The sequence below is a fragment of the Zooshikella ganghwensis genome (genome assembly GCF_018263875.1).
In the GTDB taxonomy this organism is placed as follows: domain Bacteria; phylum Pseudomonadota; class Gammaproteobacteria; order Pseudomonadales; family Zooshikellaceae; genus Zooshikella; species Zooshikella ganghwensis.
In genome coordinates this window covers 230,087-254,489 of sequence record NZ_JAEVHG010000004.1, presented here as the reverse complement: position 1 = coordinate 254,489, position 24,403 = coordinate 230,087, and the positions used below count along the sequence as shown (strand labels likewise).

The window sequence follows — 24,403 nt, the reverse complement described above, 5'->3', positions numbered from 1 at the left end:
ATCACAAAATAGTTTTTCCATTCAATAATACTTGCCAGCTATAATACAAAGCATAAAAATTTTACTCACTCAATCTGTTACCTATAATGGCAATACTCTGGGTATAGGCTAACTTTGCAAATGAGTAGCATAAGTTTCGTCAATTGAGGTTATTTATGAGATATAAATCTCAAATATTATTAGTAACATTTTTATCCGTTAACTGTTTGCTACTGACTGCATGTGGTGGAGGCAGTAAAAATTATCGTCCTGTTGGCGCCTCCCAACCTAAAAATACGACTGTTCAACAAACAACGATTAAAGCAGGCTCATCCTCAGTTGCAATTAAAGTAGATCCAAAAGCAAAAACAACCGCAACTCCAGAAAAATCGACAGATAAAAAAACTTACTATATTCGACCTGGTCAGCATGTTCCACAATCTAGGAGCACTTATACACCAAGCCCAACTTCGAGAACGCCCATAAACTATCAAAGTGGCAACAACATAATTATTTCAAAAATTGCTAAAACGGTAGGTATTCACTGTGTGCGCCAAGAACTGACACATTCTCGTTATCTTGACAACAAGCAACCCGCTTCCAGACAAACATTCTGCACATATAAGTTTCCGGAACATTGTGGAGGGAATCGCTTTAGTTTAATCGAATCTGGAATTCGAAAAATTCTAATCTACCATGATCTAAAATCTAATCTTAATGTATTAGACAGCATCTCCTTAACGCCTAGTTCACGAGCAGGTATTTGGCATGCAGATGATCATGTTGCGAGCACGGCCCAAAATGTAAGCAGCTTATTTGATAGCGCTTCAGCGGATCAAATTCGTTTAGTGGGAACGTTAGTAGAACCAACAACACAACAACGGCAATATTTAACGAAGCGTTATGCAAAAGCTGTTAGCGAAACAAGCCGCTGCTTTTAATTTTACCTTTTCCGAAAATTATACCCATAACGAAGGGTTTTTAGGGGAGGCCGTCAAGCGATGAAGCCCCAGGAGCTTATAATAATAAGTGATTGGGGTGAAGAGCGACGACAACAAACCCTAAAAATGATTCGTGAAGGGTATACGCATAAAAAAAGCCTGTAAAAACTATACAGGCTTTTTTATTTTCAGCGTTTATGAGGTTTTCAGTACACGCCAGTCGTCATGTCCTGATGTACCACATACTTCATGAGTCCAGGTAATTTTACGATAAGTAAAATGAACATCTTCTAAGTGTGTGAAGTAAGCTGAGTTTGGATCCTGACAGTTAGGCATAGATGCATTGATAGCAACGATGATGGCATCTTCCAACTCAATCGTAAAATAATGTTCTTGAGTACCTGCAGCAGAAGTACGATACCAGTCAATTTTACAAGTGATTAGACGCTCACCTGAAGTCAATGAGTTATAAAGCAGTGGCGAACATTTATCAAAAACCTTGGTAATTACCATAGGCTGGTGAACACGCTGACCAGTAGGCTGACCACTTTGAGGGTCACGTGGTAACACGATATCGTGACGGAAAGCTTCAACCAAAATTTGGTCTTCGTGACCTTCCTGAAAGATATTACCAACAGAATCTTCAGTAAATGTACCTGCCGTAATAAGTCCTTGTTTTTCGCCTTCAATAGTCATATACGCCGGTGTTGGCATGGCTTAATCCTTAATAAATAAGTTGTTTATTTTTTCTCCACAATATCCAATAGCTTTAATATTGGAGATGTGAAGGAATTCACAGGAAACACCTTAGGAAGTGTCTTCAAAATATACTCTTTATCAGCAGAAACCATGCCAAAAACATTTTCAATTTAAATATCAATGACTTATAAAATTAATATTATCTATAGATTCTTTAGCATGAGATATATGAGCAATAAATTGCGCAACTTCTTCTTATTTTTGTAATTTCTTGCTCAGTAATTGAATAATTATTTTATAATTTTTATTGACAGTATTTTTTTAAGAATCATATCACACATTCTTTTTACATTTTTCTGCTCAATAATTTTTTTTGAAGGTCTTTTTCCAAAGCCTGCAAAATGTCTTTCGACAGGGAAGCGGCCATTATCCAGCCTTTGAAGACCCCTTAATATAGAGTTAGCTATAACTGTTAAGGATTTAAGCGAGATTGAGGTAAAGCACAAAGCGAATTGGCAATACTTGAATTTGTTTGTGAAGCAGGTGCCAGGAGCACCGTGAGCAGTAGAGACCAAGGATGGTCTCCTGCTTGGTGATTATAAAAAGCTAGTTTTGCGCAACCATGATATTCCTCACAACCCGAAATGTCGTAAGCTTATCTGCTTGACCGGTGTGAGACTTAACTAAGCTACCATTGCACTCAGATAATGAGTCGGTATAAGCACCACCACGGGCATAGGGTTTACCATTCATCATCACCCATTCTTGCGCGTTACCATAAACATTAACCAGTCCCCAAGGATTTGCGCGGCCACTGGTTACGGGTAACAAACTTTGGCCTTTAAGCAGTTTACTGCCCAGCTTTACACGGCAGTTGTATTCATTGTGTTTTGACTTTTTATTTGTTAAAGCCGCATGTAACCATTCCTGATCAGTAGGAATACGATATGTAAATCCAGTTTCTTTTGTTAACCAGGTTGTGTAATCCAGTGCGCTCTTTAAAGAGATATTCGTAACCGGTAAACGAGAGTGGCTTGACTGCGAACGACACTTTTTCGTTCTCGCACAGTACTGCGCAAAATCAGCCTGACTTATTTCATACTTACTCATTGCATAATATGCTGTACCCTGAGCGTAGGGAGGTACAACCACGAGCTTGGGACCTGATGCTTTATTAGCAAGCCTATCAGCACAAATAGCGCGGTTATTAATACCATGTCCGGCAAAGCGAATCTCACATGGGTCCAGGCTTTTTAGTATCTTTTTTACCTGTGCATTACCAGGAAAAAAAGTACTTGCAAGGTGTCCATATTGCCGTGCGATATCAGGCTGCTTTTTGCTTAAGCGTTGCATATGTTGTAGATAGTATTGCAACATACTTTTCTCAACTTTTTGATGCATTGACTTATCTATTTCTTTTAGTTCAGCCAATGCTATTTTTAGCTTATCTTTATTGACCTTCTGCCCCTGTTGATAAAGCTTAACCACAACTTGTTGCTGCTGGTAACGCCTATCTTGTTCGAGTTTTTTGAGCAGCACTTGATAGTGCTCAATGGCCGCTAATAGCTCTTTACTTTTCGGTTTATACTCCAAGCCTTTTTTTACTAGTTTAATTGATTGTTCATACTCTTCACTTTTTGCTGTTTTTTCTGCGAGAGATAAATATAAGCGCATTATTTTTACATTAGCAATTTTATGAATGTAGTTGCTATTAACCCCTAACAGCTGACGAAGTCGTAAATAATTCTTTAAAGATTGCTTTTCATCCTGAAGTTTTACACTGCGACTAAAAGCCTGCTTTAAGTTATTAACTTCTGCAATACGCTGTTTTGCTTGCTGTTCTGCTTGGTATGAAGCTTGAGCAGTATTTAAGATGTTTTTTTCATCATCTAAACCAAAGTAGTCTGGCGCATACTCCGCAGCCTGGTTTAAGTGATCCAGTGATGCAGTAAAACGTTTGGCTTCACGTAACTTTCTGGCTCGATTAACAAATAACTCAGCAATCTGTTGTTGTAGATCCAATAACCACTCATCACTTTCATCTAACTTTTTCTTAACTGCTTGGTGCTGAGTATATAACCGATAACTCCACTGCTCGTTTGCAAAGGGTTCTGCTAACAGCTTATTGATCTTTAACTGTAGCGCTTTGGTTGTATTTTCTGCTGCCAGGTTTTCAATCAAGTCACTGGCGCTGGACTGCTTATTCAAACGACGTTGTGCATCAATCTGGTCAACTAAACGTATAATTTTTTCATTATCAGGAAAAAGTAAAACTGCTGTGGATAACACTCTATCTGCTAAATCATAGTCTTTTGACTGAATAGCCCGTTCAGCATCATAAATATAGGTTTTAGCAAGCTCCTGATTTTTTAGAATTTCATGCTGCGGTGCTATGGTCCGAGCGGTTTCCAGCAAGTCAAACATATCCCATTGATCATCACGAGGATAAATTCTCCGCTGCTGTATTAACCATTTGTATTTTTCTCTCAGTTTTTCTTGCAAGGCTTCCAGATGAACATTTAATGCTGCAGAGTCTGGATAATACTGTTGCCCCTTGATTAAGACTCGGTGTGCACCTTGAAAGTCAGGCTCTCCCTGTGCATTTGCTACACGGGCAAACGCATTTTCTTTGAGCAGCTCAAGAATCCTGTCTTTAGTGGCGTCTAATACTTGCTCCTGTAACTCAGGTGACTGTTCATCAATCAGCTCAAAAGCGTGTTCTACCTGATTAGCAGGCAACTGTTTTATTTCTTTAATAACTTGAGTTGCCCTTCTTTCATCTAAAAGTGATGTAGTAGAGGTGTATATCACTGGTGTCAAACCCGCTAACATTGCGACTATCACACCAAAAACGGTAAAGCCTTTGCGTTTATTGCTGCCTAAAAAAACATCAATAAACTGTTGTACACTTGCGGGTCTGTTCTCTTTGCGAAAGGACAACGCCGCAGATAATGCTTTCCATTGTGTATTCTTTAAAATTTTTGCGCGCTTGGGCTGGAGCTTTTTTTCCTGAGCTTTTAAGGCCGAAAGCTTATTAAAAGGATGCTTACCAGTTAAACATTCATTTACAACACAACCGAAAGCGTATATGTCATCACGAATATCTGGTTCTTTACCCAACAGCATTTCCAGACTGGCATACGCTGGGGTTAATGCGCCTAGCTCACCTGCATCAAATAGCGTTTTATCCCCTTCTTCCTGCGTTTTTGTTTTTGCAGCTCGCGCGATTCCAAAATCAAAAACTTTTGCAGTACCATCTTCTAAAATAAAAACGTTACTGGGTTTGAAGTCCGAGTGAATAATATTTTTGTTATGGGCGTAGGTTAAGCCGTTCGCAATACCTCGAATTATCGAAAGCGCAGTAGCAAGGGGTAAACCATCAGGATAGTCTTCACGTAATAGCTGATCTAATGCCTTTCCTTGTAACAGCTCCATTGTCATAAAAACAACGTCATCTTCACGATCGAAGTCGAAAACCGTCACAATATTTGGGTGTGCAAGCGTCTGCGCTTTACGGGCCTCTCGTTGTAATGCAATTAATGATTCCGGATGCTGACGAAATTCTTCATTAAGTACTTTAACAGCAACGTAGGGGTTTCTATCACTGGCTTCAATTTTTCGGCGGTCTATCGCTTTATACACCACCCCCATACCACCACTGCCTAGTACCTCAACCAGCTCAAAACGAGCTTTTAAAACCGATCCGATTCCTACACGCTGACCAGAGGATTGCTGGCTATTTGGTTGCCCCATTTGACTGTGTGTTACATATTGGGTTGGCTCAAGCTGATGACCAGTTTCAAGCCGGTGGCCTGTTGTCTCAGAATATGGAGAAGCATTGCCTGTAGATAATTCACGCGCTGTGATGCGTGTTTCTGCTTCAGCGTCATGCTGAGTGGGTAAATAAGATTTATTAAGCTGTCCTGTAATCACTGTTTTATCATCAAGTAAATCATCACCTGATGGATTATTAGTGCTTGGTTTATTGCCTGTAATAACTGTTGCATCTTCAGCACTATAATTATCAGCCTGTAAACGAGGCTGACTAATCACCGTCTCATCTTCAGTTTCATCATGCAGCGGCTTATTATCTTGAACAGGTTGCTTTTGTTGGATAGGTTGGGAGTCAGCGGATCCTGCTGTTGAAGACCACCCACGAACTTCTAAACCGCGATCAATACGGGTTTTGCTGTGCTTCGTTTTATCAGCGCCCATGCCAGTACTTCACGTGTGAAAATTGATTATTGGATATCAATCACATTAACTGTGACATTATCCTTGGCTCGTCCCGCCAAGGTTGATTCGATCAATTTTTGCACACATTGCTCAATATTACGCTGACGTAGTCCACTTTTTATAACATCAACAGGCACCTCACCGTAAAGTCCATCACTACACAGTAACAAACGATCTCCAGGCATCACATCAAATACCCTGATATCAAGGGCAAGATTGATATCTGAACCGATAGCCCGAGTAATCACATTTGCTTGCGGATGGACTAAGGCTTCTTCTGCCGTAATCAGCCCCTGATCAACAAGCTCCTGTACAACAGAATGGTCATGGCTGATTTGGTAAAGGGCATCATCACGAAAAACATAAAGACGGCTATCACCCGCCCAGATGCAGGCACACTCATAACCACTCAATACCGCAGTCACAACAGTACTGCCAATTACGGAACTGCCAGGTTTAATGGTGACATCCTCAATCAGACGCCGATTAACTTCCAGTAAGGTTTGCTGTACGGTTTTAATAGCATCATCTAATGATTCATTCATAGGTAGACTGGCTAACTCATCAATGATCATCCGACTAGCTAAATCACCCGCAAAATGTCCGCCCATTCCATCAGCAATGGCCCAAATGTGATTACTATGGCCAGATGCTCCATCAATGCCTATTAAATAAGCGTCTTCATTTATTCTCCTGACATTTCCTTGATGCGTTTGTGCTGCGGTCAAATAGCGGGATGTTTGATTACTCATGATTTACCAAAAAAACGCCTCAGTCTTCTAGAAGTCCTACTGAATCACTATGGGAAATTACATTACCTAAATTAATCCACCCTCCTTGCTCCCACTGGCCTGTCATAAAACTCGTAAAACCAGCCAAAGAAGGTAGACCTTCACAACACAGTAACGCGGGGGCAATGTGCTCCGAACCATGAGTCCACCATAAGCTAAAACTGTTAAACATTCGGTTTAAGAGATGTTCTGCCAGTGCAGGCATCGCCTGTAAGGGACGAACTCGTTCTGTTTCCAATGCCGCCATTAAATGAGGGCGAGATACTTGCCGGCTGTGTGCAGAAGTTTGCTGCTGAGCAGAAGGCGATAATCTTGGATTACCAAGCTGCTTAATACTTTGCTCCATTTGCTCAAAGTCAAAGTTATCATCCAGCACGGTGTACGCAATATCCTCAAGCCGATCCAACCAATAACCACATTCAGCCAGTATTCTCATAGGGCTTTTGGCCTGCTGTAAGTGGCTGACAAAGGTCAAAGGAAAATATCGGCCGACTCGGTCAACACTGGGAATCAACACACCATACCAAATACCTTCACCACACACCCCATCAGACAGCAAAAACCGCCACACAGGACACGACAAATAGCTATTCAGCCAATTATTACCCAGTTCATTTTGGCTATGACGAATTGCCCCCTGTAGCCACTCATCCCAATGATCAAGAAACTCTCTCGGGAGGCGCCTGGAGATAAAATCACCATGAGAGGGAAATTTCCCGTAAAACCCTGTTAACAGCATGATGTTTTCCTATAGTCTCCCAACAGCGTTATAACCACGTAACAAAGATCGATTAAAGGGGTTGATGACGCTGTTCGCTGAAAGCTCATAATCTGCACGTCGATTATCCAGCTTAAACTCTACTCTAAATCGTTCAGCTCGCCCGCTATTCACAACACGGAAATTGTCCATCACTCTAAAGAATGACCAAATTCCCTGTTCACGGAATGCCACACGAACACCGTTGAGGTCTTCAAATAAAATACTCGACTCTCCCGCCTCTTGAGGCCAGCTCACTTTCTGCGGCACTCTGGGACCATGTCGATAAACCAGTTTTTGCCCATCAATATCCACTTCTACCCGTGCCACATTGGCATCCAAATACACAGGCTTCATAGAAAAGTTAAGCTGCGGTGTTGCTGCTCCATCTTGGAAAAATACTCTACGAATTTTTGCGCCGGTCTCAAACATCCTGAGTGCACGCGAGCTAATACCTAAGGATTGTCCATCAACTGTTCTTAATCGCCACGAACCTCTATTTGTATTAGCAAATGGCTTAATATACTCATCAAAAAAGCGTGCTTCTATTCCCCCAGGTTTAAAGTACTCGGCAAAGTCTCTCAGTTTTACTTCTGCCCGTGCATTGGCAATAGGGTAACGGCCTGCTAAAGCTTGTTTATAAAAGCTAAAAACATTCGCCCGATAAATCTGGTTGAGGTAGTCACTGGCTTGACCCATCATCAAGCCCCAACTGCCGTTAGTTACATCTAAAATCCAACGTCTGACCGGTTGTGGTGTAGTACCGGATAATGCTTTCAACGTAGTAAAATAATCACCACGGCCTCCGGTAATTTTCTGCTTTGCCGCATTATAGGCAGACTCACCAGGATCACCGCTGTTGACAATAGATGACAGGTAGCTTCGTAAACCATTTAATGCCTCAATAATTTGATCCATCTGGCTTTGCCCTCGCCCTGTGGCAAGAATCACCTGGTTTACTTCTCTGAACTGCCTTTCGACTTTATTCGCGCCAGGACCTAGCGATTCAGGCTTAGCTTTATCTTTTAACCCTGCTTTATCTGCAGCACGATTTAGTCGTTCTGCACGGCGACTCAAACGACCTAGCTGTCCACTTCGAACCCCTGCTGCCTTTCGAACTTCATTCGCTTTTTCAAGGTTTTCCAGGGTGATAATTGACATCATGGTATTTTTTTCAACATCTTTTAATACTTCTCTAAATGGTGAAAAGCCTGCCGTAATTTTTCCAAGCTGATCGGTTGCCTGACGAATATCGCTAAAAGGCCGTACCTTCAGCTCATTAAGTGATGTATTCCAGTGTTTGATATAATCTTGGAAATAAAGGTCTTGTACTTCATCATGAAACATTTTGATATCTGCCTCAGAGAAGTCACTACTGGCCGTCGCCAGTACCCAGTTATCCCGAGCTATTTCAGCTACATATTTATAACTCTCAGGTTTGAACTGAGTGTAAAAACCATTTTTGGTATAAAGTTTTGGAATTTTGTAATCGGCATTTAAAAATACATAACCAATTTCCTGACCTAGCTCAGAAGTAAAGCTACGCATAGTATCTGGGCGAATAAATTCTTGCTTTATTCTGGCATACGCCTGTTGTGGTAAAGGCACCTGACGTAATACGATTCTGGCTTGTTTTACCAGGTTTTCATCCAGTTTAATGGGTTTAAACCCAGAATTAAGCAAGTCATCCAGATAAGTATTTAATTTACTTTGCAGCTTAGCTTCACCCCGTAACTGATTTTCCCAATCAAACTGCATCCAATCTCGTACATAATCTTCATCAAGCCGCTTGGGCACTGCCAGCATAATATAAGCTTTTAATGCCGCATGAAGAAAATCAACATCACTCATATTATCTTTGAGTTGTTCTTCAAGCCGCCGCTTAAGTGCTGGTAAAAAGACTTCTTCAACCTGGTCAAAATAAGCACGTGTTGCTTTTGGCTGAATTTTTCGGCCTTGATAAAGACCAAGTCCACCAGTCAATGGAACCTTATCTTGATCATAAACCTGAGTTGCATCCCGCAATGGGTCTAATACAGGAATTGTATCAATTTCTCGATACCCAGGACGGAGTTCTTCTTTTCCTGAAATAAACGATTTAACGTAATCTTCAATACTCCCAATACTCAACTGGTTCCAAGTAAAACTTGTCGACCAGGCAAAAGCACCCAGCCCAGCAGTAATAAGCGCTGCAGCATACGAACCGCGCTGAACCCACAAGCGTCCCGTTTCATATTTACGATCGTTACTGACTAAACCTGACTCAGCAAATATCACTCCACGCAGTAAACGAGTAATAAAATAACTTCTACCGGTTGTTTGGTGAGTGGGTTGTGGCGCTACCCCCATCTGGTTCGCATAGCTGTCAACCATACGATCAATCGAGGTAATATTTTGTGTACCACTGGTAAAATAAAAGCCGCGTAAATAAGGCCGATGATGAAAGCGGGATGGTGCAAAAACTTTTTCAATAAAGGTATGAACCTGTGGTTTGATAAGCAGTAATTGTTGTGAAAACGATAAAATTCTACCACGTCGATTAACATCTCGCTCTTGATGTACTTTGCCTAATAACTGCTCATTTAAGCGATTAAGTAACTCATCAAAGCCTTGATCAAATAACTCCACTACATTAAGTTGATCGCTATCTTCAAAGGTATTTCCCCAAACCTGGGCCCGCTCCTCACGACCTAAATCTTCAAAATACTCGTTAAATCCTTCAATCAAATCACACTTGGTAAACATCAGGTAAACGGGTATACGCATCCCTAATCGTTCATTTAATTCCTGTAACCGTGCGCGGATGGCTTTCACATGCGCATTCATTTCAGCTTCAGTTTGTAGCGCTATATCCTGCAAACTGATAGCTAAAATAACGCCATTTATAGGACGACGCGGGCGATTTTTTTTCAATAATCCTAAAAACCCCGTCCAAGCAGCCGCATCAACAGAAGCATGACTATCTTGCGTGGTATACCGTCCTGCCGTATCAATTAATACCGATTCATTAGTAAACCACCAATCACAGTGCCGCGTTCCACCAACACCGTGAATGGCTTCTCGACCAAATTTTTCCTGCAGAGGAAACTCCAGGCCCGAATTGACTAAAGCTGTCGTTTTTCCACAGCCTGGTGGTCCAATAATAATGTACCAAGGCAATTCATATAGAAACTGCTTGCCGCTTTTCCCTTGCATACTGGACTGACGTAATAAATCCATTGCTTCAGTAAAGCGATCATTGAGTAAGGCAATTTCTTCTTCTGATTCTTGTGCATCCGCACTTTGTTGCGCTAACTGGTCTTGTTGAAGTCCCTCAATCAACTGTGCATTTTGTTTTTTCGCTTTCATGCTCATGCGTAAGTTATTCAGCCCCCACAATAGCATCAATGCCATAATACTGAATAACCGCACAACCTCACTGGCCAAAGGTTTTTTATCAGCGATCGCGAACAGTGGCCCCACAAACCAAATCAAAATTGAAAGGGCAATAACCCCCACAAGAGAAATAAACCACTTTTGTTTAATAACGTTGATGAAGCCTTTCATTCATTACTTCCATACACTGCAGTTGATGATGACCCATACACCTTTAATGGATAGCACTGACTAATCTGCATCTTTATTGTCAGTATCTGCTGATGATTCTTCTGTATCTTCAGCCGTCTCTTTTATTTGCGGTTCTTCTTTGTTCTTTTTTTCCTCTTGTGCTGTTGATGATAACTCTAAATCTTTAGCAAACTCTTCAGCAGCAGGATCAATTAAAGCGGTATAGTCCTTTCTCAATGCAACAGATTCTTCATTAAGGAAATAGGCAAATCCTGAATACATCGCCAGCACTATAACAGCGCCAAGCGCTCCCACAACCCACAGGGGAACATAGCGAATTAAAGCATTACGACGGTCTTGAACACCTTGCCACCGTGTTGATAATTCTCGTTCGTAATCACCCCGAACCATTCGCAGCTGACGATATAAATCATCACGTAACTCTTCTAGTTTTACGTTACCCCGCTCAATAACACGGTATTTGCCTTCAAATCCCAGACTAATAATAATGAACATTAACTCCAGCAAATCCTGATGCCGGTAACCATCGGCTCTTAGTCTGTCTAATAAAATAAAAAACTTCTCCCCCCCCCAGGTTTCATTATGGAAAATACTCAGCAGGCTATGTTTACTCCACTCAGCATGTCCTCCCCAGGGCGTCAGTGCAATAATCTCATCAAGAAAAGTACACAATACGTAACGCGCAGCATTAATAGTTTCTTCAGGTGCTTGTCGCTGTCTGTTTTTAAGCTCAAACTGCTTAATTTCTTGCACTAAATAACTGCGCAATTCTTGAATATTTTCATGATGCGCTAAATTACGCAGCCGAATGGCCATGTTAATCAGAGTGGAGGCTGAATTAACCAGGTTATTTACACCCGTTAACTTCCCGGCCTGAGCTTGTTGCCACTGCTGACTAAATGATTGTGGTGCTTGTTGATAAGACGAATAGGATGCCCCTTCCTGGGCACTAGATGATCTTCGTCCAGGGGTTGGCTTAACAGGCCTTCCACCATGCTGAAAATTTACTACCGTCTTATCCGCATTATCTGAGTCGTAACCATCCATGCGGTTGCCTCGTGTTTAAGAGGATATACAAATGTTTCATTACTGCTTAATCGCCCAGAACTCCATTTCAATGTTAGGGAATTCACCTGCCACATGAATAGCAAAACCACCTGACTTACTTAGCTGTGACCAAATTTCTGAATTAGGATCAAGTTGAAAATAACTAAAGCCTGCGTGGTAAGGTATTTGACGCGGAGCAACATTTAGCGCAGTGAGTGAAATACCTGGTAGCTGCAAATTAACAAGTTGTTGAATATTTTCAACTGTTCCAATTTTAACTTGTGATGGAAAGCGCGAGCGTAACACTTCATTGGCAACATTTGCTTTTACAGCAAGCACAAACACCGCATTTTGATACAGGTTTCGATCATTAACGGTTGCCACTCGTACACCATATTTACGTTCTTGCAACTCAAGTTTAACGACATTTTGTTCAAGCACAGTACTGAGTGACTGACGTAGTTCGCCCATTAATGCAATAAATGAAGCTTCAAGATCATCATGTTGATAACCTGGTAACTCATTAGGACGTTTTTGACGGTTAGTAAAAGTGGCTAACTCTCCCGCCAGTTGAGCCATGTATCCATATAAATACTGCGGATGGAGTAATTCCAATTTAGATAAGTGTTTAAACAAAGGCTCATTACGATTAATAGTTTGCAGCATGAGGAAATCAGCTACATCGGAAAGCCCCTGCCGAGTTGAGCCTTGCATACGGCCGGCCAATGCTTCACCGCGATGATTTAATAAACCCACAACTTCACTCAAATAGCCAACCAGTTTAGGCACAGCTTTTACATCAAGACAGGGCGGAATATAATCTTCATCCAACACAATGCTTTTATCGGCACGGCTTTCAATAATTTTGCAAATAGGCAAGCTAACATAATTACCTTTCGCGTCTTCATCCAGTCGTAGTGACAAACGCAATAAGCCAGCATTTATTTCCGCAATAGTAGCGTCGCCAGCATTACTGTCATGAACGGTGGTTTCTTTGTTGATATATCGGGCAATTATATTTTCATCATCTTTTTTATCAGCCTCAATATCATCAACCGCCGATAAAGGACATGCTAAATAAATAATTTTTTCTTTTGTTTCTTCTTTAATATCTAATGTGAGCTGTCCATTTATGGTATTTCTGACCGAAAATAAAGTGCCATCAGGTAAAATGCCATCGCAACTATTCACGACAATCTTACCTAATGCCAAGTGTTGCTGGTCTATACTCAGGTTTTTAACACCCCAGCCATAGGCAACCCCTAAACGCACCCGTTCCTTAAGCTGAAAATCATAGTACCGGTCATGTTGCTGAAAATGTTGAGGCCGAAGAAACATGCCTTCGGCCCATACGACTTTGTCCTGCATTGCCATTAGTTATGTTGTCCTTACTGCTGAATGACTACTGTTTTGAAAGACTTAAACGATTTATACGTAGGCCAAGTTCATTGCTGGATAACGGCTCGACTTTCACCACCAATCGCCAATTAGCATTTTCAATATCACGATAAGCTGCTAAAAAGGCAACGAATTGCGTAGATGGATTAAGCAACAAATTAAGTTCAGACTTAGTGCCAGGTACAAATTCGTGCTCTTCTTGCCCTAATAAGCTTGCACCCAATACCTTGACAGGATCTGAATACAGCGCAAAAAAATCCGCATTCTCAAAAACGACAGGTGAAGTTAATTCATATAGTTTGACAACAACCGGTGAGGGACGACCACTGTGATCAGGATTAGCGTCCGGTGCGACCTCAACAGCTAAATCCAGTTTAGTCTCACTTTTAAAACAACCCGTCGTCATGATAGCAACGCAACAAAGCAAGCCAAAAAGTAAATTGTATTGCCATCTTGCTAGCCACTTATTCACTGTTGGAAACCTCCAGTTTAATTATCCTGGTTTAATTTATTGATCTGTTCTTCATAAGCACTGGCAAACTCGTTACCAAATAACGCTTGAAATACATTTTCCTCTTCAAGAATATCGCGGTAGAACTCTTTATAAGCTTCCCAGTACCGTGCTCGCTTATTACCAAATGACATGCCCTTGCTTTTTGAATCATCAAAGCGCTGTTCTAACCGCTCTGGGTCCAAACGACTCAGCATATGGTTTAAAGCGGATCGGGTAGCCGCCATCACCGCCAACTGGTGTTTGTCAAAATCCAGAAATGCTTCTTCCACAGCACTTTCAGTATCCAGATAACCTTGCAAAGGATTAACTAACATTTGTTTAATCGCCTGGTCAGCACTGACACAAAACTTAAGAGGATTGTTTTCTTGTGTACGGATCATCGTCATCGACATACGAAACTCATTCTTGAGGTTCGCCCGTGTCATCATTAACCGAATTAACCCCTCTATCGTTTTATGAATCACTTTGCCAAGTGTAGCTGGTAGCTGATTGTATTGCTCAGCAGGTACATCCTTTGGATTAATACCCAACTGCAGCAGCAACTGGTTAAATGCTTTATCAGGTTTAACGGGTATAGCCGGCATAGTAGGCTGCTGAGGCGCATCCGTTTGTTTTGTAGAAGTAGCGGTTTGAGAAGCGCTTGAGTCAGATTGAGTTCTGGGCTGCTCTTGCTGAGATACTGGCATCGCCGCTGATACATTGGATTTTGCTTCATACTGCTGCTCAACCTTGACTCGAACCGGCTTTTGCAGCTCAGGCTGTGGCCTTTCCTGACTGACGATTGGTTGTGCCTTAGGCCTCTGAGTCCCAGACTGTCCCCGCCTGGGTCGAGGTGGTCGAGGTTTTGGAAATGCCTTCTGCCCAGCTGGTACCACATTGAAAGCATCCTGGCTTGCAGAAGCATCAGCTTTAGCCGACTTACTCGACATTGGCTCTGCAGCAGAATGTGCTTCAAATGCGGCTAAAATATCATCACCCGATATCACCTGCTCTGGATTATCAGCTACTAGAGGTTCTTCTCCACTCTGCTTTAAACTTTGATTTAGTAGATCAGAGGCTTCGGTTGAAGCAGAGAAATCATTGGCAAAAAGTGGCTGATCATGATCAGGTAACGGTGAGTCTTCTGTTGCTCGATGGTTGCCCCAGGTAACTTCACTTTTCTCTTCACTTTTAGCTTTCTCATCAACAACGCGCGGAGCAGCCTCCGGTGAATCTATCGCGGGTCCAAAGTCAGCCAAAAAGTCATCTGGTATTAAGCCTGTATCACTTTTTATTGCAGGTATTTCATTGACGGTTTGAGCTTGATGAGAAGTGTTGGCTACACTCTGCTCTGACATAAAGTCATCAGGAATCAATGGCCCTTGGCTGTTTACCGGATTGCTTTGTGCTTGCTCTGAACCAAGGTCAACATGCTCAGCATCAAAGCCTGGCGGTGTAATATCTTCTTGTAAAAAGTTAGGACCTTGTGGCTGAGGCTCTGCGGTAATTGCAGATGACTCCATAGCACCAGGACCAGGATAGCCTGGTTTTGCTTGATTATTCCCCCCTTGTAAAAAACCATCAGGAATAAGCGGTTGTTCGGAATTATTATGCTGTGAGGGGGAAGCTATATAAGGGTCATTCGTCAACGGCGTTTTACCCATTTCCCCAATTGCCGGTGACGAGGCCGGAGATGACTGTAATGGTGAACTACCCAAACCATCAGCGCCAAAACCAGCTAATAAATCTTGATGAGCTTGAGGGTTGGGCGCCGAGCTGGAAGGCTCTGCTGTTGGTGGTTGAGGTGGAGGATAACCTGGTATGCCGATATCATTAGACAGTGGATCAGTGCCAACAGGTGTTGGTGGAATAAAACTCGAATCTAAAACAGAGTCATGGTCTGACTGAGCACCGCCAGCACCAATAAACCCATCTAAAGGATCAAAAGGTTGCTGGTTTTGATCTATGCTGGCATCTGTACTGAACGAATAAAGCGAAGAGCTACTTTGCTCTGAAAATGAAGCCAGTGGATCTAGCTCAACCTGAGTTTTTTGCGGTGTAATCAAGCCATTAAGATCATCCCCGCGTGTTTCAGCTGATAAGCTCGACGTAGGCACCAGGCTTGCATCCTGAAGCAGCTCAGTTTCTATAACAAAGTCTGCCACTTGAATGTGATCACCATGCTGCAAGCGGACAGTATGGCCTCTACCAAGGGGCTCGGACGAATTGTTGAGATAAACACCATTGGTACTGGTATCCGTAATAAAGTAAGCCCCCTGCTCGTAAGTAATCGTTGCATGCTTACTCGATAAATGACGGTTCTTATCAGGCAACACCCAATCATTTTGACTCGCGCGGCCAATAGTTCCTCCTGAAGGTTGAAAAACCCTCATTTCATTTTGTCCCATTTCATGACGCTGGGGACTGATAACCTTCAGCAACAGTTCCACGTTATTGATCCTGTGTTTTTACTGCTTGCAACATACAACATCCGCAAATGGCACAGTGATATTCACAATGTTTATCACTCAAAAAGGTTTAAAAAACGAATTACAGGTAAGTATAGTTAATCGCTTCACAAAATTACTTGAACGAACACTACTCCTATAAATAATTTACAAGACTCGTATCCGCTGCAACTAGGAAAGAGCGATGACTTTCTAACAACATATATACCCAAAACGAAGGGTTTTTAGGGGCGGCCGTCAAGCGATGAAGCCCCCGGAGCTTATATTAATAAGTGACTGGGGTGCAGAGCGCTGACAACAAACCCTAAAAATGATTCGTGAAGGGTATAGTTATGTGGTTATATTTAAACACAAAATTAATTGTTATATAGCGACCCAAAACATGCTTTAAAACAATAAATTACATGACTTATTTCTCACTATAATAATTATTTACACAACACCTGCTTAACTTAAAAAATTGTAAAACACTCACACATTCAGTATCTTTTAATAAAATGACTCAATTTAATAACCACATGTACTTTATTTCGTACTTTCAAACCTCAGTTGAGTTATCGCCCGCGTATTTTTTCAATATTAGAAAAAGAGCAAGAGCAATTATATAGACTCATATAGAAGGACATTATCGATAGATTAACTGTATATTTTTTAGCCAAAAACTAAGCGTCAGCGTACATAAAAAACCTGTAGCATTCTTGAAAATGATCGCGTATAATGCGTGACCCTGTTAGGGGCCCTTAGCTCAGTTGGTCAGAGCAACCGACTCATAATCGGTTGGTCGCTGGTTCAAGTCCAGCAGGGCCCACCATACATACCCTTTCATCCTCTGCAGCAAACCGAGCATGTTCATAGATCGTTTCGATCATTGAATCCCTGTCCGCCCTTGATCCCTAACACTAACTTCGTTCTCAACACCCGTTTCATAGCTTTATGAAAGCACTGTCACTGTAAACCCACTATGTGCAGCCAAATTTCAGATCATGGTTGAGCACCCTCTGATCAAGTGACAAGTATTTTGACTGAACATCAATAACATTGAAGAGTCCTGCGTTACTCTATTCACGCTCCATTAAAGAGAATATGTTGCATTTCCTATTCACAACCCTATAATGCCCGCAAACCAGATTTTGAGAAAACGATGATTCACTTACATTCACAACAAGGTAATTTATATAGTTGGACGCCGGGGATGATAGATATTTCCCTGGAGAAACTCGTGCGTCCCTATTTTGCCTGCTAAGAATGTGACATCTGGTAGGCAATAAGCCTTCCAGACATCGTTTACTTACAGCATACGAAAACCCGGAAGGCTAAGTTAGCTTTTCGGGTTTTTTTTCGCCCGAAGAAAATAATTTAGAGCTAAAAGCTCAATAGTTACCTCTGTTTCCGTAACAGAATACAGTCTATTGAACCTGCGATGGCATACTGATTAGAACAAAGTAAGTAAGCAAGGAAAAAATATTTAGGTGACGTTTAGAACGATTTTTTATAGATGATGAGCTTATTTTAACTGGTAGAGAAATTATGAATAATTGTCATTTTTTCTCCGAGATCCCTTGTCTCAAATATTGCATTTTTTGGCGATAGGAATCCACTCACCCTTAATAAAAAGCACGCTAAAATAAACCATATAACTCAAACGAATATCCACAAAAATCCAAATAAAATTCTTACTTGAAATAAAATAATTCGCCAAGTATCGTTTAAAAAGATTCGCAAACACGAGCCAACATATACCCAATACGAAGGGTTTTTAAAATAGCTCGTGTAAAGTGCAATAGATTAATTAATATTTTGCGTATTTATTTTTCACTTGTACTCATGAATTAATATAAATAAATTTCCATTTCGAGGGTACACAGAAGAGACGTGGCGACTCTAGCGCGCTGTAAACGCGTGGCGAAAGCTTTGGTGGTTCGACTCCATCTACCCTCACCAATTATTGCCCAGCTAGCCCAATTGGCAGAGGCACCTGACTTAGAATCAGGATGTTCCCAGTTCGAATCTGGGGCTGGGTACCAATTTACGAATGGAGGTTGGCTTAGCGGTTGAGCACCGGACTTTTAATCCGGCATAGATGGGTTCAATTCCCATACCTCCAACCATTTAATGAGAGATTTGCTCAGCGGGTAATGCTCTGATGTTTCAAGCCTGATCATTGCGGAGCTGATAGCCCTAAGCATTTTCAAAGGAGGAAAATACCGTGCGGGTAGCTGTGAGTAAGCGCGGTAATTATAACGCTGATATATACTGCAATGATGGTAATTCCGCAAAAAAAATATTAAATGAACATAGCGTTTCTATTCTGGCAATTGATTTTTACTTAAATGGCCGACATAACGGCAAGGTTATTTTAGAGTGGGCCAGAGAAAAAAATTTACTTCCACGATTTGTGGTGATAACAGAAAGTGATCGTGATAAACGCGTCTTGTTAGCTTTAACATTAACAAGGAGCGGCTATCGTACAGCAGATGGTACAACATTTATTAAAGGACATTGATAACGGTACCCTTCGTGAAGGGTATAGATAAAGAGTAATTAACATGGGCAGAGTATTACGACTAGATCTTTCAGGCACACCTACTTCTTGGCTTTCTTGCGAAGATGCTGCAGTGCTTTATGTAAAAGATTTGGTCAAATGGGAACTGGGTAAAAAAAATCTGATTTTATTGGGCGGTTTTAACCGTATAAGCGGTGAACAGTCTTTTTTAGAGATCAGTCCAGTTATTGCAACAAAAGGTGATATACACCACCGACGTCGTACAGCAGGGTTTAACAATCAAATGCTGTTTCGTCGAGATAACTACCGGTGCATGTATTGTGGTACTCAACACACTCACGCGGAATTAACGCGAGATCATGTTATACCACGATCAAAAGGTGGTCCGGATATCTGGGAAAATGTTGTAGCAGCCTGCCGGCGATGCAACCAGTTCAAAGCAGACCGAACACCTGAAGCAGCTGGTATGGCACTGTTGGCAGTACCATTTCGGCCCAATGTTTTTGAGTCAATGTTCCTTGCACAACATACGGTACTTGCAGACCAAATGGAATATTTGGAAAAGCAATTTACGGGTAACCGGGATTGGAAAGCCGCTTAAATGGCGGCTTCATCTGGAACATAGATAGTATGGATATTAAAAGGAAAGTATTGGGGTAATTAGACATGAATACCCCCAATAAGGAAGTAGTATGCGTAAACTAGTTACAGTAAGAAAAGTGGATGCAATTTCATCCATACCCGATGCAGATGCCATTGAATGTGCAACAGTTGAAGGTTGGACTGTCGTTGTCAAAAAAAATGAATTCTCTGTTAATGATCCATGTGTATTCTTTGAAATTGATTCATTTTTACCAATAGAAGATGAGCGTTTTGCATTTCTTGCAAAAAATAAAATTACTTGGCAAGAGAAGGAAGGTATACGCTTAAGAACGATGAAATTACGAGGGCAACTCTCTCAAGGATTAATTTTGCCATTAACGGTATTTCCAGAAATTATGCTGCAAATTGATGGTGCTGAATTATCTGATATTCGAGATCGAGACTTCAGTGGACTACTCAATATTGAAAAATGGGAAGCACCTATTCCTGCATGTTTGTCTGGAGAAGTACATGGCGGATTTCCAAGCTTCATTCGTAAAACTGATCAAGAGCGTATTCAAAACTTGCCTGATGTTTGGGTGAGTGAGTTGAACAGTTTATTTGAAGTTACAGTCAAACTTGACGGGTCCAGTATGACTGTTTTTCACAACGATAGTGAAATAGGTGTTTGTGGCCGTAACTGGTGGCTAACAGAAACACCAGGAAACTCTCTATGGAAAGTGGCACGAGCTTCAAGATTAATTGATTCTCTGAGCCTTTTAGGTAAAAACATTGCGCTGCAAGGTGAACTTATTGGCGAAGGAATTCAAGGAAATCCTGAGAAACTCACAGGCCAAGCATTCTATTTGTATGATATCTACGATATCGATGCACAGTGCTATCTTGGTCATCATGACCGCCATGCGGTTGTTAATGAATTACGCTCATATGGTGGACAGCTGGAACACGTACCTCATGTTACTGTTGATAAACTCACCAATATTGGCAGTGATTTGGAAACATTACTGGCTGTTGCTGATGGGCCATCATTAAACCCAAAAACACGACGGGAAGGTTTAGTGTTTAAAGAGGTAAATGGACGACTTTCATTTAAAGTCATCTCAAACTATTACCTTCTTAAACACAGTTACAAATAGACATAGGGCTAAGGTTAGCCCTATATCTAACAAACACCATTATTATTTAATTTGATAGATTGCTATCTAATTAAATAATTAACTTTAAAACTTAAAAGATCTAGTTAAGCGCTTGCACGACATAGATCAAAAATAAATTATTATATTTCAATAGGTTATCAATGTTTTTTAGATAGTTTTTAAGAGTTGGCCCACGATGTGCTATATCATGGGCGAGGCTATGATTGATCTTCCTTCTATACTCACTTTCCATGAAACTAGATCATTCGCTCTCCTCACTTTAATAGGCTATGGCATACGCTTCCTTCTAGCTGCCCTAAAGGCAGTCGACTTAGGATCGACCTGTTTAGCGTTGCTGCTCTCTTATTAATTTTTTAGGAACTCATTATGGATACACATAAAATTAAAATCAGCTTAACTAAGCTAAACGGATTGGTTGTCGATTCAGGCAATGATAACAATCAAAATTACGCAGCAGTATTAACCCTCAATGCGGAAATGATGCAATTAGGGTTTGTAATGACTAAGGCTTTGTTTGAAGCCTTAGAGAAATCTCCATTAGCATTAATTGAAACGCTTCACGAAAAAATGCTTGGTTATTTAAAAGCAATGACTGGTAGTGATGTAACGCATCGGCCTATGTATCCCAATTTCCCAGAGCAGGTCATAAACACCTCCTCTATTGAGCTATATTTTAATGCTCTATGTCATTACTGGACATACGGCCAATGGTTGCCTGAATATAAGTCACTATCTCGTTCCTCTGCATTTGAAGCGATAAAGTATCGTGAAATTGATGTTGTTACTGAAACCAGTTTTAGAAATATATTCACAACGTTAGTTGCATCTGCAGACTCATTATCTGATGAAGACAAAGGAATAATCAGCTGGTTTATGCGTCATTACGACAACCTTCAATACCCAGATGATATTCCATTTGCAGAAAACAAATGTGTGATTATCGCAGAATTAATGCAGCAGGAAAAACCTATTTTTCATTTAGTTAAAACTGCAACAGATGTATTGCGTGTGGCCACTTATTTATCGGAAGGCGATGTTTCACTGGCAACAAATACCAAGTTTAAATCGCTGCCTCGTAAATACCGAAAGTTACTTGTAAGAGCGCTTGAAAAAGTCATTAATGAGGAAGATATTGGTCGCCACCGAAACAAGTGGGTGCGGTTATTTCATGGTTTACATGTTGGTGAACTGTCTAATCACGTTAATGCCATCGCGAAAAAAGCACGCAATAATGAAACGCTGGCAAGCTTCTACAGTAAACTGGAAGCATTAATCAAAGCCAATGATTTCAAATCTGTTGTTGATTTATTACGCCAGCGCCCAGGTGAGTTTGGCCGACGCCTTGATCAGACATTACGAATGACTGAAAACTGTGAAGATCAAATTCTTGTAGCGAATGCATTCTTGGATATTGCCGATAAAATACCAACAAGAAACTTACTGCAGCTGCTAGGACATATTGGTAGACGAGCCTCAGATGTTGATAAACGTGTGGTATTTCCAAAAGGTAACGTGCAAAAAGCAGTATTGGTGAATGCGCCTCTTGAAGCATTGGACAAGTCCATTGTATTGCTTCTTAAAAAAGGCATTGATTCTCGCCTAATTGAGCGTTTTTCGAAAAAAACTTCATTAGGTAATGTTTGGATAGATCCAGAGCTTATGCATTGCCCTGTTCCTTCACAGCAACGCAGTGCAGCTGAAGGTTTATTTAATGTTGCAAGAGGCACTCGTTTACCGATTGGTGATAAAAGCACATTGCGATTTTTTATTTATTGGGTTGGGCTTGATATCGACTTAAGTGCATCATTTCATGATGAGCAGTTTCAGTTAATCGAGTATGTAAGCTATACCAATTTAAAATCGCAAAAGTACAAAGCCTATCATAGTGGCGACATTACTCGTGCTACCAATGGTGCCAGTGAATTTATTGATATTGATATCAACAGTGCTTGCCAGTGTGGTGCTCGCTATGTGGTTATGAATGTACTTGTATTTAACGGTCCTACCTTTGAGCAGCACGAGACTTGTTATGCAGGCTGGATGACGCGCTCAAAGCCTAATAGCAATGAAGTCTACGATCCTAAAACGGTTGAACAAAAAATTGATGTACGCACCGCATCACGCAATGTGATCCCTGTTGTATTCGATTTACTGGAACGCAAAGCGATTTGGGTCGATGTTGCTATGAAAGGGCATAGATTTTATGGTGGCAATAATATTGAATCTAACTACGCATCAATCGAAGAAAAGCTTGAAGCTGTGATCACTATGAGTCATAAGTTATCCTTGTATGACTTATTTTCATTGCATACCAAAGCGCGTGGCGCCAGGGTAAAACACCGTGATGAAGCTGATACGGTGTTTTCATTGGATGAAGGCGTTACACCGTTTCACATCAATGATATTAATGCAGACTATATCGATTGATAACAGCGAGGTGAGATTTCTCCTCGCGATCAGCTTTTCTTTACTAGTATGTTCTATTGTTTGTTAGCAAAATCAGTAACAATATAAACATCAGTAGCCACTAAACATACAATACGCGATGTCAACACCAATACTCAACTCGACTGAGCAGTGGGAAGAAGAACTGCAAGCCTTGGTAAAAAGCCATTTTACAGCAGCACAAGAGCGTGTTGATAAAGTGTATGCAGAGCACTTTGCCTCCTTACGCCGTGTGCTTCACCGCCACTGGCAGCATCGCAAAGATATCCCTCGCGACCTTGCTACGATTCCTAGAGCCACATGGCGTCTTGCTAAACGGTTAGCGGGAAAACACATCGAAAAACCATTATCTCTAAGCCAGAAAGAAATAGAAATTAGTCAAATACTGATTAATGAACTGCTTGATTTACCTTCGCTTGAACAAACAATCATAACCCACATCACCAAACACCCAGATGTTAACCCCGAAGATTGGCTGGAAATAAAACAGATCATTGACACCTATACACCAGAACAGGCCCAACAACATCTACAGCAAGCACTCAGCCGATTAACAATAACACATGAAGGTAGCCGGGATATGGCTATCTTTTTTACCTTAGGGCTAATCGGTCGTTCTTTCAGCGATAAGCTGGTCTTCGGCAGTGCTTTAGGTATCGGTTCTGCAGCAGCGACGAGTCTTTATATCAGTCAACAGTCGTATTGGGGGGCGTTATGGGCAAAATGGGCTGGTGTACCAACCTGGATATCAGTCGGTGGTGCTGTCAGTGGCGCTGTGGTATTACTAGCAGCAACGCCACTCATCGCACCATTAACTGAGTATGGTGTAAATAAATTTCGCGCTAAAAAATTCCTACACGAAGTGATTACTCGTGTAGAAAACAGCATCCTGCAAACTAAACCTGATGCCACCAGTATTATTGCTCACATTGGAACCTATATACAACTACTGCCGGATTTACTTACAGCCTTACGGGCAATTCGCTGATATTTTATAAGCACCCTAAAATTAATATATACCCAGTACGAATGGTTTTTAGCTGCTGCCATCAAGTGACGAAGCCCCATGAGCCTATATTAATAGGTGATTAGGGTGAACATTGAAGATAACAAAGCCTAGAAATCATTCGTGAAGGGTATAAATTCTGCACTAATCATTTTTAGGGGATAGTCTTAAAAAAACCAAACTTGTACCCCTTATAACTCTCCGTTCGGAGCATATAAAATTCAAGCACTCAATAGTTTTTAAAAAATTAAACTATTCCATAATGGAGTATCATTTATCTCTATAACATATAAACTTAGCATTTTATTTGAAC

At 41.1% G+C, this 24,403-nt stretch carries 15 protein-coding genes and 4 tRNA genes; 10 read left to right on the top strand and 9 right to left on the bottom strand.

The genetic code is table 11. From position 1 onward, the window contains the following. The first annotated feature begins 155 nt into the window (after positions 1-155). On the top strand, positions 156-920 hold the full coding sequence (locus tag KHS79_RS08740; protein ID WP_212718336.1) for a hypothetical protein: 765 nt from the start codon (positions 156-158) through the stop codon (positions 918-920). A 195-nt stretch (positions 921-1,115) separates the two neighbouring features. Here KHS79_RS08740 and KHS79_RS08735 read toward each other — a convergent pair whose 3' ends face one another. The 9 genes from KHS79_RS08735 to tagH form a co-directional block, all read right to left on the bottom strand. After that, positions 1,116-1,634 (bottom strand): Hcp family type VI secretion system effector, encoded by a 519-nt coding sequence (locus KHS79_RS08735; protein ID WP_027708338.1) that lies wholly within the window; start codon positions 1,632-1,634, stop codon positions 1,116-1,118. Between the two features lie 591 nt (positions 1,635-2,225). Next, positions 2,226-5,834 (bottom strand): bifunctional serine/threonine-protein kinase/formylglycine-generating enzyme family protein, encoded by a 3,609-nt coding sequence (locus KHS79_RS08730; RefSeq protein WP_212718334.1) that lies wholly within the window; start codon positions 5,832-5,834, stop codon positions 2,226-2,228. A gap of 26 nt (positions 5,835-5,860) precedes the next feature. Then, positions 5,861-6,607: a PP2C family protein-serine/threonine phosphatase gene (locus KHS79_RS08725; protein WP_027708340.1), complete on the bottom strand. Its 747-nt coding sequence runs from the start codon at positions 6,605-6,607 to the stop codon at positions 5,861-5,863. Positions 6,608-6,626: 19 nt separating this feature from the next. After that, positions 6,627-7,385, bottom strand: coding sequence for a type VI secretion system-associated protein TagF (gene tagF / locus KHS79_RS08720; protein WP_051311416.1), 759 nt, complete (start codon positions 7,383-7,385; stop codon positions 6,627-6,629). Between the two features lie 9 nt (positions 7,386-7,394). Further along, the gene (tssM, locus tag KHS79_RS08715) at positions 7,395-10,949 is read right to left on the bottom strand and encodes a type VI secretion system membrane subunit TssM (protein ID WP_212718333.1); all 3,555 of its coding nucleotides are present in this window, start codon (positions 10,947-10,949) and stop codon (positions 7,395-7,397) included. Between the two features lie 60 nt (positions 10,950-11,009). Then, positions 11,010-12,017, bottom strand: coding sequence for a type IVB secretion system protein IcmH/DotU (gene icmH / locus KHS79_RS08710; protein WP_212718332.1), 1,008 nt, complete (start codon positions 12,015-12,017; stop codon positions 11,010-11,012). Between the two features lie 39 nt (positions 12,018-12,056). After that, entirely contained in the window at positions 12,057-13,391 is a 1,335-nt protein-coding gene (gene tssK, locus KHS79_RS08705) for a type VI secretion system baseplate subunit TssK (protein WP_027708342.1), read from the bottom strand. Positions 13,392-13,419: 28 nt separating this feature from the next. Next, a complete protein-coding gene (gene tssJ / locus KHS79_RS08700; RefSeq protein WP_051311420.1) occupies positions 13,420-13,887 on the bottom strand; it encodes a type VI secretion system lipoprotein TssJ in 468 nt (155 codons plus the stop codon). A 17-nt stretch (positions 13,888-13,904) separates the two neighbouring features. Further along, positions 13,905-16,358, bottom strand: a complete 2,454-nt coding sequence (tagH, locus tag KHS79_RS08695; protein WP_212718331.1) for a type VI secretion system-associated FHA domain protein TagH — start codon at positions 16,356-16,358, stop codon at positions 13,905-13,907. 752 nt (positions 16,359-17,110) lie between these two features. Between tagH and KHS79_RS08690 the strand changes: the two genes are divergently transcribed. The 9 genes from KHS79_RS08690 to KHS79_RS08650 all read left to right on the top strand — a co-directional run bounded on the left by KHS79_RS08690 (position 17,111) and on the right by KHS79_RS08650 (position 24,072). Then, positions 17,111-17,187: transfer RNA gene (locus tag KHS79_RS08690), tRNA-Ile, on the top strand. A gap of 1,042 nt (positions 17,188-18,229) precedes the next feature. Continuing rightward, positions 18,230-18,317, top strand: a tRNA-Tyr gene (locus KHS79_RS08685). Positions 18,318-18,323: 6 nt separating this feature from the next. Then, positions 18,324-18,400, top strand: a tRNA-Leu gene (locus KHS79_RS08680). A gap of 9 nt (positions 18,401-18,409) precedes the next feature. Next, positions 18,410-18,484, top strand: a tRNA-Lys gene (locus tag KHS79_RS08675). A gap of 98 nt (positions 18,485-18,582) precedes the next feature. Next, positions 18,583-18,879 carry a response regulator gene (locus tag KHS79_RS08670; protein ID WP_027708344.1) on the top strand — a complete coding sequence of 99 codons (297 nt, stop codon included), beginning with the start codon at positions 18,583-18,585 and terminating at the stop codon, positions 18,877-18,879. Positions 18,880-18,922: 43 nt separating this feature from the next. Beyond that, positions 18,923-19,480, top strand: a complete 558-nt coding sequence (locus KHS79_RS08665; RefSeq protein WP_233468336.1) for an HNH endonuclease — start codon at positions 18,923-18,925, stop codon at positions 19,478-19,480. A gap of 91 nt (positions 19,481-19,571) precedes the next feature. Continuing rightward, positions 19,572-20,618: an RNA ligase (ATP) gene (locus KHS79_RS08660; RefSeq protein WP_212718330.1), complete on the top strand. Its 1,047-nt coding sequence runs from the start codon at positions 19,572-19,574 to the stop codon at positions 20,616-20,618. Between the two features lie 387 nt (positions 20,619-21,005). Beyond that, positions 21,006-23,066, top strand: coding sequence for a TerD family protein (locus KHS79_RS08655; protein WP_212718329.1), 2,061 nt, complete (start codon positions 21,006-21,008; stop codon positions 23,064-23,066). 118 nt (positions 23,067-23,184) lie between these two features. Beyond that, positions 23,185-24,072: a hypothetical protein gene (locus KHS79_RS08650; RefSeq protein WP_212718327.1), complete on the top strand. Its 888-nt coding sequence runs from the start codon at positions 23,185-23,187 to the stop codon at positions 24,070-24,072. Positions 24,073-24,403: the final 331 nt, after the last annotated feature.

Excerpts from the sequence above, each read along its gene's own strand:
- KHS79_RS08740 (WP_212718336.1), top strand. The coding sequence starts at position 156 with ATGAGATATAAATCTCAAATATTATTAGTAACATTTTTATCCGTTAAC.
- KHS79_RS08735 (WP_027708338.1), bottom strand. The coding sequence starts at position 1,634 with ATGCCAACACCGGCGTATATGACTATTGAAGGCGAAAAACAAGGACTT.
- KHS79_RS08730 (WP_212718334.1), bottom strand. The coding sequence starts at position 5,834 with ATGGGCGCTGATAAAACGAAGCACAGCAAAACCCGTATTGATCGCGGT.
- KHS79_RS08725 (WP_027708340.1), bottom strand. The coding sequence starts at position 6,607 with ATGAGTAATCAAACATCCCGCTATTTGACCGCAGCACAAACGCATCAA.
- tagF (WP_051311416.1), bottom strand. The coding sequence starts at position 7,385 with ATGCTGTTAACAGGGTTTTACGGGAAATTTCCCTCTCATGGTGATTTT.
- tssM (WP_212718333.1), bottom strand. The coding sequence starts at position 10,949 with ATGAAAGGCTTCATCAACGTTATTAAACAAAAGTGGTTTATTTCTCTT.
- icmH (WP_212718332.1), bottom strand. The coding sequence starts at position 12,017 with ATGGATGGTTACGACTCAGATAATGCGGATAAGACGGTAGTAAATTTT.
- tssK (WP_027708342.1), bottom strand. The coding sequence starts at position 13,391 with ATGGCAATGCAGGACAAAGTCGTATGGGCCGAAGGCATGTTTCTTCGG.
- KHS79_RS08665 (WP_233468336.1), top strand. The coding sequence starts at position 18,923 with ATGGGCAGAGTATTACGACTAGATCTTTCAGGCACACCTACTTCTTGG.
- KHS79_RS08660 (WP_212718330.1), top strand. The coding sequence starts at position 19,572 with ATGCGTAAACTAGTTACAGTAAGAAAAGTGGATGCAATTTCATCCATA.
- KHS79_RS08655 (WP_212718329.1), top strand. The coding sequence starts at position 21,006 with ATGGATACACATAAAATTAAAATCAGCTTAACTAAGCTAAACGGATTG.
- KHS79_RS08650 (WP_212718327.1), top strand. The coding sequence starts at position 23,185 with ATGTCAACACCAATACTCAACTCGACTGAGCAGTGGGAAGAAGAACTG.